This window comes from Bacteroides sp. D22, from assembly GCF_000163675.1.
GTDB lineage: Bacteria > Bacteroidota > Bacteroidia > Bacteroidales > Bacteroidaceae > Bacteroides > Bacteroides xylanisolvens.
The window spans coordinates 137,394-152,141 of sequence record NZ_GG774803.1; the positions used below are offsets into that span (position 1 = coordinate 137,394).

The 14,748-nt window shown below is 44.4% G+C and carries 9 protein-coding genes; 6 read left to right on the forward strand and 3 right to left on the reverse strand.

Translation table 11 applies throughout. The features are described from left to right. Nucleotides 1–5: 5 nt before the first annotated feature. The 3 genes from secA to HMPREF0106_RS14765 form a co-directional block, all read right to left on the reverse strand. Nucleotides 6–3,323 (reverse strand): preprotein translocase subunit SecA, encoded by a 3,318-nt coding sequence (secA, locus tag HMPREF0106_RS14775; protein ID WP_009039709.1) that lies wholly within the window; start codon nt 3,321–3,323, stop codon nt 6–8. A 197-nt stretch (nt 3,324–3,520) separates the two neighbouring features. Continuing rightward, a complete protein-coding gene (locus tag HMPREF0106_RS14770) occupies nt 3,521–5,095 on the reverse strand; it encodes an alkaline phosphatase family protein (protein WP_009039710.1) in 1,575 nt (524 codons plus the stop codon). Further along, on the reverse strand, nt 5,095–6,282 hold the full coding sequence (locus HMPREF0106_RS14765) for a DUF4105 domain-containing protein (RefSeq protein WP_009039711.1): 1,188 nt from the start codon (nt 6,280–6,282) through the stop codon (nt 5,095–5,097). Before HMPREF0106_RS14765 ends, HMPREF0106_RS14770 begins: the two co-directional genes overlap by 1 nt. Before the next feature lie 652 nt (nt 6,283–6,934). On the opposite strand from HMPREF0106_RS14765, the gene HMPREF0106_RS14760 reads away from it, so the two are divergent. The 6 genes from HMPREF0106_RS14760 to HMPREF0106_RS14735 all read left to right on the forward strand — a co-directional run bounded on the left by HMPREF0106_RS14760 (nt 6,935) and on the right by HMPREF0106_RS14735 (nt 14,614). Further along, on the forward strand, nt 6,935–7,723 hold the full coding sequence (locus tag HMPREF0106_RS14760; RefSeq protein WP_008645330.1) for a type III pantothenate kinase: 789 nt from the start codon (nt 6,935–6,937) through the stop codon (nt 7,721–7,723). Further along, complete coding sequence (locus HMPREF0106_RS14755; RefSeq protein ID WP_009039713.1) at nt 7,710–8,987, forward strand: OmpP1/FadL family transporter; 1,278 nt, start codon at nt 7,710–7,712, stop codon at nt 8,985–8,987. Before HMPREF0106_RS14760 ends, HMPREF0106_RS14755 begins: the two co-directional genes overlap by 14 nt. Before the next feature lie 65 nt (nt 8,988–9,052). Further along, nucleotides 9,053–10,378, forward strand: a complete 1,326-nt coding sequence (locus tag HMPREF0106_RS14750; protein ID WP_009039714.1) for a tetratricopeptide repeat protein — start codon at nt 9,053–9,055, stop codon at nt 10,376–10,378. Nucleotides 10,379–10,421: 43 nt separating this feature from the next. Beyond that, nucleotides 10,422–11,039: an LPS export ABC transporter periplasmic protein LptC gene (gene lptC, locus HMPREF0106_RS14745; RefSeq protein ID WP_008645327.1), complete on the forward strand. Its 618-nt coding sequence runs from the start codon at nt 10,422–10,424 to the stop codon at nt 11,037–11,039. 57 nt (nt 11,040–11,096) lie between these two features. Further along, nucleotides 11,097–12,353: a hemolysin family protein gene (locus tag HMPREF0106_RS14740; RefSeq protein WP_004314044.1), complete on the forward strand. Its 1,257-nt coding sequence runs from the start codon at nt 11,097–11,099 to the stop codon at nt 12,351–12,353. Between the two features lie 119 nt (nt 12,354–12,472). Beyond that, nucleotides 12,473–14,614, forward strand: coding sequence for a peptidylprolyl isomerase (locus HMPREF0106_RS14735; protein WP_004320851.1), 2,142 nt, complete (start codon nt 12,473–12,475; stop codon nt 14,612–14,614). Nucleotides 14,615–14,748 lie beyond the last annotated feature (134 nt).

The following is a 14,748-nucleotide window of genomic DNA, read 5'->3' on the forward strand; positions in this document are numbered from 1 at the left end:
ACTTCTTAAAGGTTTTTACCGTGACAGTTCTTATACTTCTTACCGCTTCCGCATGGGCAAGGATCGTTACGTCCTACAGTCTTTTCTGCACGGATGGGTTCACGTTTCTGCTGTTCACGAGTATCCTGGCTGGCAGCAGCCTGTTGGTTCGGATCACTCAAGTCCTGCTTGTTTTCGCGATACTTGCTCATATCCTGACGTTGTTCAGGAGCAGCCTGACGCACTTCCACACGACGGGCAGCCTGTTCGTCCGGAGCTTCCTGTACAGGAATTTGTCCGCGCATCAAGATAGATATAGTCTGGTTGTTGATCTTGTTCACCATGGCGTCGAACAAAGTCACAGATTCCAGTTTATAAATCAACAGCGGGTCTTTCTGTTCGTAACTTGCGTTCTGTACGGAATGTTTCAGTTCGTCCAGTTCGCGGAGGTTTTCTTTCCATGCTTCGTCGATAACGTGGAGCAGGATTGATTTCTCGAACGATTTCACCACTTCTTTAGATTCCGATTCGTAAGCTGCTTTCAGGTTACAAGAGATATTATACATTCGTTTACCGTCTGTAATAGGAATCAGGATGTTTTCGTACATGTGTCCCTGGTTTTCATATACCTGTTTGATAACCGGATTAGCGATCTGTGCCAGACGTTCAGTTTTGCGTTTGAAGTTATCCATCGCAATGTTGAAAGTCTTTTCGGCCAACTTTTCTTTCTTCTCGTTACGGAATTCTTCTTCAGTGAACGGAGTTTCCATCGCCAATGTCTGAAGCAGTTCCATTTGGCAGCCTTCATAATCATTGTTTTCGATAGCATTGGCACAACGGTCCCAAATCATGTTCACGATGTCCATACCGATACGTTCACCCATCAAAGCGTGGCGGCGTTTGGTGTAAACCACTGTACGCTGCTTGTTCATCACGTCGTCATATTCCAACAGACGTTTACGAATACCGAAGTTATTTTCTTCCACCTTCTTCTGGGCACGTTCGATAGAATTGGAAATCATCTTGTGCTCGATCATTTCGCCTTCCTGGAAACCAAGTTTGTCCATTACGCTGGCGATACGGTCGGAGGAGAACAGACGCATCAAATCATCTTCCAGTGACACAAAGAATACAGAAGAACCCGGGTCACCCTGACGTCCTGCACGACCACGCAACTGGCGGTCTACACGACGGGATTCGTGACGTTCCGTACCGATAATTGCCAAACCGCCCGCAGCTTTCACTTCCGGACTTAACTTGATGTCGGTACCACGACCAGCCATATTGGTAGCGATGGTTACTGTTCCGCTCAAACCGGCAGTAGCAACGATGTCCGCTTCTTTCTGGTGCAGTTTGGCGTTCAATACCTTGTGTTCAATCTTACGCATGGTAAGCATTTTGCTCAACATTTCGGAGATTTCTACCGAGGTAGTACCCACCAATACCGGACGTCCTGCCTGAACCAATTTTTCGATTTCCTCGATAACAGCTTTATACTTTTCGCGTTTCGTCTTGTAAACGCGGTCGTTCATATCCTTTCTTGCAATCGGACGGTTGGTCGGGATCACGACTACGTCCAATTTGTAGATGTCCCAAAGTTCGCCTGCTTCCGTTTCAGCAGTACCGGTCATACCGGACAGTTTGTGATACATACGGAAGTAGTTCTGCAAAGTAATCGTTGCAAAGGTCTGCGTAGCAGCTTCCACTTTCACACGTTCCTTGGCTTCGATAGCCTGGTGCAATCCGTCAGAGTAGCGACGACCTTCCATGATACGGCCTGTCTGTTCGTCTACGATCTTCACCTGTCCGTCGATCACTACATATTCATCATCTTTCTCGAACATGGTGTAAGCTTTCAACAATTGATTGATGGTGTGTACACGTTCCGATTTGATGGCATAGTTTGTCAGAAGTTCATCTTTCTTTTCAAGCAGTTGTTCGTTAGTCAGATGTTGGTTTTCCAGTTCCGAAAGTTGTCCGGCGATGTCCGGAAGAACGAACAATGTCGGGTCTTCAGAGTTACCGGTAATCAGGTCTACACCCTTATCTGTCAGGTCTACACTATTCAGTTTCTCGTCGATCACGAAATACAGCGGATCAGTAACTTCATGCATACGCTTGTTGTTCTGTTCCATGTAGATTTCTTCCGTCTTGAGCATACCTGCCTTGATACCCTGTTCACTAAGGAACTTAATCAAAGCCTTGTTTTTCGGCAATGCCTTGTGGCTGCGGTATAAAGCGAGGAATCCTTCTTCCACCTCTTTCTTATCGTTGGATGCGATCAGTTTCTTAGCTTCGGAGAGATATTTGGTAGCCAATACTTTCTGTGCTTCTACCAGACGTTCTACTAACGGACGGAGTTGCTCGAACAATTGGTCGTCGCCTTTCGGTACAGGACCGGAGATAATCAACGGAGTACGGGCGTCGTCAATCAATACCGAGTCGACCTCATCGACGATGGCATAGTTGTGCTGACGTTGTACAAGGTCTTTCGGGCTGATAGCCATGTTGTCACGCAGGTAGTCGAAACCGAATTCGTTGTTCGTACCGAACGTGATGTCTGCCAGGTATGCCTGACGGCGTGCGTCGGAGTTCGGTTGATGACGGTCGATACAATCCACGCTCAATCCGTGGAACATATAAAGAGGCCCCATCCATTCAGAGTCACGTTTGGCGAGGTAATCATTCACGGTAACCACGTGCACACCGTTTCCGGTCAGTGCGTTGAGGAATACCGGGAGAGTAGCCACCAATGTTTTACCTTCACCGGTTGCCATTTCCGCAATCTTACCTTTGTGCAGAACGACACCACCGAAGAGCTGTACATCGTAGTGAACCATGTTCCATACCGTATCGTTACCACCGGCTATCCAGTGATTCTGATAGATGGCCTTGTCGCCTTCGATGCGTACAAAATCTTTCGTTGCAGCCAGTTGGCGGTCAAAATCCGTAGCGGTAACAACGATTTCTTCATTTTCTGTGAAACGTTTGGCAGTGGCTTTCACGATAGAAAAAGCAACGGGCAGTACTTCGTCCAGTGCTTTTTCATATTTCTCCAGAATTTCTTTTTCTGTCTTATCGATTTGTGCGAAGACTTCTTCGCGGTCTTCCAGTTCCAGTGTCTCGATGCTTGCCTTCAACTCTTCCACTTTCGCACGTTCGGCGGTAGCCGATTCATGGATATATTTTTTGAGTTCTTCCGTTTTGGCACGGAGGGCGTCGTTGTCCAGTTTCTCAACCTCCGGGTAGGCAGCTTTGATCTTTTCCACCCAGGGCTTGATTTCTTTCATGTCTCGTGTGGATTTGTTTCCGAAAATCGAGCTTAAAAATTCATTAAATCCCATGTTATATTATTTAGTTTATTATTTATCTTTTTCTGCACCACAGATTTCACGGATTTACACAGATTTTTTCATATAGAACACGGATCTTTCTTTTTAATCAGTGTGAATCTGTGGGATTTGTGGCGAATAATCTCCGCAAAGTTACATTAAAATGCTGATTTATTTATGTTTTGCTCCCTGTTTTTGTGAGTAAATTTTTACCGTAGGTCGGTAATAGGAGCAGAAGTACAGGCATTGGGAGCCCGGATGCGCATGAAATGTGCCAGTGTGGGCGCAATATGTTCAATGGTTACAGGTGTCTGGATAATGGCCGGTTTTACGGAATGTCCCATGAAAATCAGCGGTGAAGGGATATAAGAATGACGTACCACTTTGTTTTCGCCGCCGTTCTCGTTGACGATAGTCCATCCGGGAAGGACGTCGATTACGAGGTCGCCCGAACGTTTGCGGTGGTAGCCGTTGCGTATTTTATGAATTTCCGGCGTCCATGAACCCAGCAACAGCCGGTTGGCTGAATATGCTTCGTTCACTCCGCTGAACTGCATCAGGAATTCTGCTGACTTTTGTTGGATCTCTGCCAGATTCAGTTCCTTCTTTTCCAGCAATTTATGATTCAGATAAATCTGCTGGTTGTGGTGAGCTTCCACATACTTTCCTTCGCCATACGTAGCCATCAGGTACATATTCAATAGGGCGGCACAACGGTTGAGATAAAACTCTCCGCCGGGAATCTTGTACAATCCCGAGTCAGCCGCTTCGCTGTCCGTATATCCGGTGGAAGTGACGAAAATAAGCACGTTTTGTAGTCCTACTTTCTTGTCGAGCGCTTCGAGCAGGTTTTCGATACTGCGGTCGAGACGCACGTAGGTGTCTTGTATTTCCATGGCACATTCCTGTACGGATTTATGTGCGTAGTTTCCTGCATAATAAGTGAGTGCCAATAAGTCAGTAATGTCATCCATGCCGATGGAGCTTTTGTTCAATGCCTCTTCGGCAAGTGCATTTACTTCATCATTCACAAAAGGGCTGGCGATGAAGCGTCTGTACTTATTGTTACGGTCGTCATCAAATTTATATTTGAAAAGTATATCCCGCCAATCTGGCAGAAAAGTGTACATGCCACGGGGGAATACCGGTTCCCATGTCATACCCGCAATACGGAAATCAATCGCCTGCCGGTCATTGTATTGGCTTGCCCACCACGGAAATTCTCCATAATAGGTCGTTCCGCTCCATTTTCCGGTGTTGGGATTGAGCCAGAAAGCACCGTTTCCGGCATGTCCGGCTGCGAAAAGCGCGGCATCGCAATCGGGGGCGATGGCATATACGAGTCCTTTGCCTTGGGTAGCTATTTTAAGCTCGTCGGCAATGGTGGAAGTCAGTAATTTGGTGGGTGCGGCCGTTTGGTCGGTGTAATATCCCATGAATGCTGTGTCGTCTGTGCTGTTGACAGGGCGAAGGGTAGAGGCGTCCATCCATCGTTGGGAGATGATTCCGTTCATGGAAGGCGTCGTGCCGCTGTAAATGGCTGCGATGGCAGAAGCGCGGTCTACGTTGCAGAAGGTATATTCGGCGTTATGGAACACTCTTCCCTCTTTCCAAAGACGTTTGAAGCCTTTCTCGCCGTAGAGTGACGAAAATGCTTCCAGATAGTCCGTACGCAGTTGGTCGATAGTCAGCCCTACCACTAATTTAGGGGCGGAAGGCAGTGACTGGGCTTGTAGCCCGGTGAAAGTCAGTACGGTGATGAGGGAAGTTAGTAGTCCTTTCATTATTTCTTTTTAGATGTCACAATCAGATTGCTTGCTGAACGTATCAGCAAAACGAGTGCCAAAGGTACAACAGCAAAGTCAAATCTTTGCGGAATTACAGGAAAAAGCACTATAAAAAGTGTTAAAACGACCAGATTCAAGGTCAAGTACCAGCATTTCTTCCCTTTTCGGACACAATATACGATGTAGGGAAGGAAAAGAAGTTGTCCCGGATGGAAAACCAATAACAGGAAATTGGAGCTGACTGCCGGGTGTTGGGAGAAGAGGGCGAGGAAGGCGAGGACGCATCCCACGATACCTGCCATGCCAAAAAGAACAAGGTCGATCCCCCATAATCCGGTTCTCCGGCGGATGCCATAGATCGTGGCGGCGGCTGTCAGTATAAATAAGAGTAACGAGCATTGGAGCGGAGTGGGCATCCAGCCGCTTTCATCCGCTTCGGGAGTGACGTCGATTATCAGTTCGTTGGTCTTGACAAGCGGACGGGAATAGGTATCTGTGAAAATCTGTGCGCCGTCGAAAGCATCCATCAGATAGAAGGGGGCAAACATCATTTGCCGTTGTGTGATGGGTTGGTCGGCTTCGCTTCCGATACAGAGGTCGATGCCGAAACGCGCCCACGGATGTCCTTTGCAATATTGATGTACGATGTCGCGGAAAGTGCGCGAACCATCCTGCGGTTCCGTCGGATAAACCACCTTTCCTGCAATGCTTTCTTCTATCTTGTCCCGGGGACGGGTGGCGCAATTGTCGTAAAAGAAATTATAACGGTACACCCGGTTTTCCGGGCGGTAATTTTCTTGTAATAACTGGATTAGTTTTGTTTTCTCTTCATCAGTCAGGTTTAGTGTTTGCTGCCACACGCTGCGTCCGTAGAATGCGTATTCAGCCGCAAAATGCTCATAATCCGTCACTCCCAGTTGGTAATCGGTTTCTCCGAGCGAGAAACGGAAGATGAAGTTAGGAGTGTTGAAACTGAATAATCCGTAATTGAACACAACGTCAATCCCTTGTGACGGGTTTTCATAGCGGATGGCAGTGTGTCCGAACAGGGAATATATTTCTTCTCCGGGAGCGCAAGTCAACAAACTCAAGCGGATGGAGTCGTTGCTGTTGGCAGGTGCTTGTCCGGCGGACGGAAGCAGCAGGAAGAAGGAGAGGATTGTATATAAGAAAAACCGTTTCATTAGCAGGATCGTTTTATTTTGGTGGCAAATATAGGAAGAATTGTTGGATTCGGGAAAACGGTGGTTCTGTTTTATCGGAATAGAGTCTCTATTTCATACAAACAGAGGCTCTATATGGCTTAAACAGAGGCTCTGTTTCCCTCAAATAGAGCCTCTATTTTGGGGCTAAAAAATCGAACAGCCAAACGAACACCCCATGAAGGTGGCTCAACTGCTTGTCTGTCATGCGTTTGCAACGCTCGGAAAAAAGTAGGCGAACCACCAACCGAACATATATAAATACTAAAATATAATAATCTATATAATATAGTTCGCTCAACACACTTTTTCTGTGTTTTGTGAATGAAAAAATGAAGATGATTCAGGAAATTTGCCTTTAGATGAGATAAAACGGAGCCTCTGTTTGGATGAAATAATGTTTCTGCTGGAACGGAAAATTGATTACAAAATAGTGAAACGCTTTGTGGAACGCTGTTTTTCTCTTGTAATCTATTGCTTATTAGTAGTTTATGATGTAATGAAAAAGGACTGCCGAACGCAAAGTGGAATACATAATAAACAATAAAAGATAATTGATCTATTTAAAAATAGATAGTTCGATTTTTTGTTTGGGGGGATTTCTAAAATGAAAAAAGAAGATAATTCCTCTTCTATGCTTCAACTTTTCTTTTTTTACTTTACCTTTGCGCCCGCTAAAGAACCAAAAGATTTGAATTTAATAATCGACATAGGAAATACAAAGGCAAAGATTGCTTTCTTCGACGGCGGAGAAATCGTGGATGTAGTAGCTGAATCCAATCAGTCTCTAGGTTGCTTGAAAGCTCTTTGTTCTCAATATCCGGTTGAACAGGGGATCGTGGCTACTGTCATTGATCTAAACGAAAAGGTATTAGCTGATTTGGCCGCTTTGCCGTTTCCTTTGCTCTGGCTCAATCATCAGACTCCGCTTCCGGTTGTCAACCTGTACGAAACTCCCGAAACATTGGGATATGATCGTATGGCTGCCGTAGTGGGTGCTAATGAGCAGTTTCCTCATCGGGATATATTGGTGATTGATGCGGGAACTTGCATTACTTACGAGTTTATCGACTCAAAAGGCCAGTATCATGGCGGTAATATTTCTCCCGGTATGCAGATGCGTTTCAAGGCACTGCATCAGTTTACAGGACGTTTGCCTCTGGTAGACACCAACGGGCGCAAACTCCCGATGGGACGGGACACCGAAACGGCTATACGTGCCGGAGTGATGAAAGGGATGGAATACGAAATTTCAGGTTATATTGAGTCTATGAAGCATAAATATCCTGAACTTTTGGTTTTTTTAACGGGCGGAGATGATTTTTCTTTTGATAGCAGCGTAAAAAGTATCATCTTTGCAGATAGATTTTTAGTGTTGAAAGGATTAAATAGAATTTTAAACTATAATAATGGTAGGATTTAAACACACACTTTGTGCGCTTTTGCTCACGATGGTTACCGGAATGGCAATCGCTCAAAATAATACAAACTCTCCTTATACACGATATGGCTATGGCGACTTGTCCGATCAGAGTTTCGGGAATAGCAAGGCGATGGGGGGAATTGCTTTTGGACTTCGGGATGGAGCACAGATCAATCCGCTGAATCCTGCTTCGTATACAGCCATTGACTCGTTGACGTTTATTTTTGAAGGAGGCGTTAGTCTGCAAAATATGAATATTAGTGGCGGTGGTGTGAAACTGAACGCTAAAAACTCTAGCTTTGACTATCTGGCTATGCAATTTCGTTTGCATCCGAGGGTAGCGATGAGTATCGGTCTGTTGCCGTTCTCTAATGTGGGATATTCTGTATCGGAAAGCAATGAGGCTACAGAAACTTCACCGTATAGCACGAAAAGCCTTACTGGTGAGGGAGGTTTACATCAACTGTATGTTGGTGCGGGTGTAAAAGTCTTGAAAAACCTGTCTGTTGGTGTGAATGCTTCTTATTTTTGGGGAGATATAACCCGCTCGTTGACGCAGCTTTATCCGAATACCGCTTCTGCTTATTCTTACATTAGGCAGAATGCTGTGTCAGTGTCGGATTATAAACTGGATTTTGGATTGCAATATACGCAAGAATTTAACAAAAAACATTCAGCGACTATCGGAGCAGTATATTCTCCGAAGCATAAACTGAATAATGATTATACAGTAACGACGCAAGCTAGCTCAACTGTCAGTCAGGATTGGGATGCTACGCTTGAAGTGCCTAATACTTTTGGCGTCGGCTTTACATATAACTATGACAAACGTTTGACTGTCGGTCTGGATTATAGTTTGCAGCAATGGTCAAAAACAAAGTTTGGCGTAAATACATCGGATGATGCTGTACGTGAAGATTTTGATGAAACATACACGTATTGCGACCGTCATAAAATATCAGTGGGTGCGGAATATATTCCCAATTTGATTGGACGTTCCTATTTATCCCACATCAAATATCGTTTGGGAGCTTATTATACGACTCCGTATTATAAGATTGGCGGTAAAGACGCAGCCCGCGAATATGGCGTAACAGCCGGTTTCGGTCTGCCTGTGCCTCGTTCCCGTTCCATCCTTAGTATCAGCGGGCAGTTTGTTCGTGTAAGTGGACAGGAATCGACCTTTGTAAACGAAAATATCTTCCGCGTTAGCATCGGATTGACGTTCAACGAACGTTGGTTCTTCAAACGCAGAGTAGAGTAATTGAAATGAATGTAAGAAGAGAAAGAATAGACGACTATAATAATAACAACTAAAATTTAGATACAATGAAAATTAAAACGCTTGTGGCTATGTTGTTCCTTTCGGCAGGGGCAACCACTGTGGTAGCACAGGATGCGACTAACTGTAACTCGAACAGTAGTATCTCGCATGAAGCTGTGCGTGCAGGTAACTTTAAAGATGCGTATACTCCTTGGAAAGCTGTGTTGGAAAACTGCCCGACGCTTCGTTTCTATACTTTTACTGACGGATATAAAATTCTGAAAGGCCTGATGGGACAAATCAAGGATAGGAATAATCCGGAATATCAGAAATATTTTGATGAATTGATGAATACGCATGATTTGCGTATCAAATACACAGATGAGTTCTTGGCTAAAGGTACAAAAGTGTCTTCTGCTGATGAAGCTCTGGGTATCAAAGCAGTAGATTACATCGCTTTCGCTCCGAAAATTGATGTTAATCAGGCTTATCAATGGTTGAGCCAGTCGGTAAATGCAGTAAAAGCTGAATCTGCTGCCGCTACTATCTTCTATTTCTTGCAAATGTCTTTGGATAAACTGAAAACAGATCCTAACCATAAGGAACAATTCATTCAGGATTATCTGGCTGCTTCTGAATATGCTGATGCTGCTATTGCTGCTGAAACGAACGAAGCAAAGAAGAAAAACTTGCAAGGTATCAAAGATAATCTGGTTGCTTTGTTTGTAAACAGCGGAACGGCTGATTGCGAATCACTGCAAAACATCTATGGACCGAAAGTAGAAGCTAACCAAACAGATCTGGCTTACTTGAAGAAAGTAATCGACATCATGAAAATGATGAGATGTACTGAAAGCGAAGCTTATCAACAGGCTGCTTTCTATGTGTACAAAATAGAACCTAGTGCAGATGCCGCTACCGGATGTGCTTACCAAGCATTTAAGAAAGGTGACATCGACGGTGCTGTCAAATTCTTCGACGAAGCCATTGGATTGGAAACTGACAACGTGAAGAAAGCTGAAAAAGCATACGCTGCCGGAGCTGTATTGGCTTCTGCTAAAAAACTGTCTCAAGCAAGAGCATATTGCCAGAAAGCTATCGGGTTCAACGAAAACTATGGTGCTCCATATATCCTGATTGCCAATCTGTATGCAATGAGTCCTAACTGGAGCGACGAGTCAGCTTTGAACAAGTGTACTTACTTTGCAGTAATCGACAAACTGCAACGTGCAAAACAAGTAGATCCGAGCGTAGCTGAAGAAGCTAACAGCTTGATCGGTAGATATTCTGGTCATACTCCACAAGCTAAAGACCTGTTTATGTTAGGTTACAAGCAAGGCGACCGCATCACTATCGGCGGTTGGATAGGAGAGACTACAACGATTAGATAACCGTATGTTGCGAAAACGAAGAAACCGTTTGTTGCATAAAAGCATGAGCATAACAATCACCTTCGGGGTGGTTGTTATGCTTCTTTTATTATCTTCCTGTGGCGGAAAACAGAAAGCTATGGGAGAGGCTATCACAGAACGTGATTCTCTTCCGGTGATGACCACATTGGGAGTTACTACCCTTATTTCCGATTCCGGAGTGACACGTTATAGAGTGAACACGGAAGAGTGGATGATGTACGACCGTAAAAAGCCTTCGTATTGGGCGTTTGAAAAAGGTGTGTATATGGAGCAGTTCGACTCTATCTTTAATGTAGAAGCCAGTATTAAAGCAGATACTGCCTATTATTATGACAAAGAAAGGCTTTGGAAGTTGATAGGGAATGTGGATATACAGAACCGCAAAGGAGAGCGTTTTAATACCGAACTGCTCTACTGGAATGAGGCCACTCAAAAAGTGTATTCCGACAAGTTTATACGTATTCAGCAACCGGACAGAATTATCACAGGACACGGCTTCGACTCGAACCAGCAAATGACTATATATACCATTCGTAATATTGAAGGTATTTTCTATGTGGACGAGGAAGCGAGTAGCGGTCCGCCCCAACCGGAAACAAAAGCACTGCCGGATTCAGTGAATAAAGATACTGCGAAATAGGCGAAGTCATATCATTGTACCGTACCTCATAAATCGTCTGATCGTAAATCAAAACTTATGAATATTTATATCTCTCTAATTATCACCATGGTCTTTTCCGCTTTCTTTTCAGGAGTGGAGATTGCCTTTGTGTCGGTAGACAAACTGCGTTTTGAGATGGAACGCAAGGGGGGAATTACGTCCCGCATCCTTTCTATCTTCTTCAAGAACCCGAATGAATTTATCTCTACCATGTTGGTGGGGAATAATATCGCACTGGTTATCTATGGTATCCTGATGGCACAGATTATCGGCGACAATCTGCTGGCGGGATTCATTGACAATCATTTCCTGATGGTGTTGGCGCAGACCGTTATTTCTACCCTGATTATCCTGGTGACCGGAGAGTTTTTGCCGAAAACAATCTTCAAAATCAATCCCAATCTGGTCTTGAATGTTTTTGCCATTCCGCTTATTGTTTGTTATGTGGTTCTCTATCCCATCTCCAAATTAGCCTCCGGCTTGTCTTGTATCTTCCTTCGCCTCTTTGGAATGAAGGTTAATAAGGATGCGTCCGACAGAGCTTTTGGAAAAGTCGACCTGGACTATTTCGTACAAAGCAGCATTGATAATGCCGAAAATGAAGAAGAGCTGGACACGGAAGTGAAAATCTTCCAGAACGCCCTCGACTTCTCGAACATAAAAATCCGCGACTGCATCGTTCCCCGTACCGAAGTGGTGGCTGTTGATCTGACTACCTCGCTGGACGAGCTGAAAAGCCGCTTCATAGAATCCGGAATCTCCAAGATAATCGTGTATGACGGGAATATCGATAACGTAGTCGGCTATATCCATTCGTCGGAAATGTTCCGTGCCCCGAAAAACTGGCATGAGAATGTGAAACAAGTGCCGATTGTGCCCGAAACCATGTCCGCCCATAAACTGATGAAACTCTTCATGCAGCAAAAGAAAACGATTGCCGTAGTGGTGGATGAATTTGGCGGTACGTCCGGCATCGTGTCTCTGGAAGACCTCGTTGAAGAAATCTTTGGAGATATAGAAGACGAACACGATAACACTTCCTATATCAGCAAGCAGATCGACGAACGCGAGTATGTGTTGTCCGCCCGCCTGGAGATAGAAAAAGTCAATGAGACGTACGGACTCGACTTGCCCGAGTCGGATGATTATCTGACAGTAGGAGGGTTGATCCTGAACCAATATCAGAGTTTCCCGAAGTTGCATGAAGTGGTCCGGGTAGGACGTTATCAATTCAAGATAATTAAGGTCACAGCGACAAAAATAGAACTCGTGCGATTAAAAGTCTTGGAATAATGACGATAATCAAGAAATTTTTAGCCAATAAATAGATGCATATTAGCATTTTTTGTATCTTCGTGCGCTAAAACGACAAAAGAAAGAAATAATAATAAACATAAATCGTATTAATCAAAATGGCAACGTTACAAAACATTAGGTCGAAAGGACCTCTATTGGTGATTGTTATCGGCTTGGCGCTGTTTGCTTTCATTGCGGGTGACGCATGGAAGGTGATGCAGCCGCATCAGGCACATGACGTAGGTGAGGTGAACGGAGACGCTCTTTCCGCTCAAGAGTATCAGAATTTGGTAGAAGAATATACCGAAGTGGTGAAACTCATGCGTGGGGTGACCGCCTTGAATGACGAACAAACCAATCAGGTGCGCGATGAAGTATGGCGTTCCTACGTAAACAATAAACTGATCGAAAAAGAAGCAAAAGCATTGGGACTGACTGTTTCTGCTGCTGAAATCCAGGACATCCTGAAAGCAGGCGTTCATCCTTTGTTGAGACAAACTCCTTTCCAGAATCCGCAAACAGGAAACTTTGACAAGGATATGTTGAACAAGTTCCTCGTGGAATATGCCAAGATGAGCGAATCACAAATGCCGGCACAGTATGCTGAACAATACAATAACATGTATAAATACTGGTCTTTCATTCAGAAAACACTGATCGAGAGCCGTCTGGCAGAAAAGTATCAGGCATTGGTATCTAAAGCTCTTCTTTCCAATCCGGTGGAAGCACAGGACGCTTTCGATGCAAGAGTGAACCAGTACAACGTGTTGATGGCTGGTATTCCTTACTCTTCTGTAGTGGACTCTACAATCGTAGTGAAAGAATCGGAACTGAAAGACTTGTATAACAAGAAAAAAGAACAATTCAAGCAATATCAGGAAACTCGTGACATCAAGTACATTGATGTACAAGTGACTGCAAGTGCTGAAGACAGAGCTGCTATCCAGAAAGAAGTGGACGAAGCTACTGAACAGTTGGCTACTACTACGGAAGATTATACTTCTTTCATCCGCTCGACTGGCTCGGAAGCTCCTTATGTAGACTTGTTCTATAACAAAACAGCTTTCCCGTCAGATGTAGTTGCCCGTTTGGACTCTGCTTCGGTAGGTACTATTTATGGTCCTTACTATAACGGTGCCGACAATACAATCAACTCTTTCAAAATTGTAGCTAAAGCTGCTGCTGCCGACTCTGTTGAATTCCGTCAGATTCAGGTATACGCAGAAGATGCTGTGAAGACAAAGACATTGGCTGACAGTATCTACAACGCGATCAAAGGTGGTGCTAACTTTGCTGATCTGGCAAAGAAATATGGTCAGACTGGTGATGCAAACTGGCTAACTTCTGCACAGTACGAAGGTGCACAGATAGACGGTGATAACCTGAAATTCATCTCTGCTATCAACAATACAGGTGTAAACGAACTGGTGAACTTGCCGATGGGACAAGCAAACGTAATTCTTCAGGTAACGAACAAGAAATCTGTAAAAGACAAATATAAAGTAGCTGTTATCAAACGTGAAGTAGAGTTCAGCAAAGAAACTTACAACCGCGCTTATAATGATTTCAGCCAGTTTATCGCAGCTAATCCGAGTGTAGAAAAGATGGTAGCTAACGCTGAAGAAGCCGGTTACAGATTGCTCGACAGAATGGATTTGAGTAGCTCTGAACACAATATCGGTGGTGTAAGAGGTACAAAAGAAGCGTTGAGATGGGCGTTTGATAAAGCAAAACCGGGTGATGTTTCCGGCTTGTACGAATGTGGCGAAAGCGATCACATGATGGTAGTAGGTCTGGTAGGCATTAAGCCGGAAGGATATCGTCCGTTGAAAGCAGTACAGGATCAGTTGAGAGCTGAAATCGTAAAAGATAAGAAAGCTGAAAAGATTATGGCTGACATGAAAGCTGCCAATGCAACTTCATTCAACCAGTACAAAGAGATGACTAATGCAGTCAGCGACTCTTTGAAGATGGTTACTTTTGCAGCTCCTGCATACGTATCAGCATTGCGCAGCAGCGAACCGCTGGTAGGTGCTTATGCTTCTGCAGCTGAAGTAAATCAGTTGAGCGCTCCTATCAAAGGTAATGCCGGAGTATTTGTATTGCAGGTATACGGCAAGGACAAACTGAACGAAACATTCGACGCAAAAGCAGAAGAAGCTACGCTGACTAACATGCACGCACGTTTTGCCAGCCGTCTGATGAATGATTTGTATCTGAAAGCAAACGTAAAAGATACACGCTTCTTGTTCTTCTAAACAAGTAGCAAGTAATAGATATTAGGCACGGATTACACGGATTTACGCGGTTTAAACTTTTGAGGGAACCGCGAACCCTGTGTAATCCGTGCCTTTTTTGTGCTCGTTTTTTTTGTTTATGGCCTTTGTTATCT

Coding starts and splice junctions, on each gene's coding strand:
- secA (WP_009039709.1), bottom strand. CDS start 3,323: ATGGGATTTAATGAATTTTTAAGCTCGATTTTCGGAAACAAATCCACA.
- HMPREF0106_RS14770 (WP_009039710.1), bottom strand. CDS start 5,095: ATGAAAGGACTACTAACTTCCCTCATCACCGTACTGACTTTCACCGGG.
- HMPREF0106_RS14765 (WP_009039711.1), bottom strand. CDS start 6,282: ATGAAACGGTTTTTCTTATATACAATCCTCTCCTTCTTCCTGCTGCTT.
- HMPREF0106_RS14760 (WP_008645330.1), top strand. CDS start 6,935: ATGCTTCAACTTTTCTTTTTTTACTTTACCTTTGCGCCCGCTAAAGAA.
- HMPREF0106_RS14755 (WP_009039713.1), top strand. CDS start 7,710: ATGGTAGGATTTAAACACACACTTTGTGCGCTTTTGCTCACGATGGTT.
- HMPREF0106_RS14750 (WP_009039714.1), top strand. CDS start 9,053: ATGAAAATTAAAACGCTTGTGGCTATGTTGTTCCTTTCGGCAGGGGCA.
- lptC (WP_008645327.1), top strand. CDS start 10,422: ATGAGCATAACAATCACCTTCGGGGTGGTTGTTATGCTTCTTTTATTA.
- HMPREF0106_RS14740 (WP_004314044.1), top strand. CDS start 11,097: ATGAATATTTATATCTCTCTAATTATCACCATGGTCTTTTCCGCTTTC.
- HMPREF0106_RS14735 (WP_004320851.1), top strand. CDS start 12,473: ATGGCAACGTTACAAAACATTAGGTCGAAAGGACCTCTATTGGTGATT.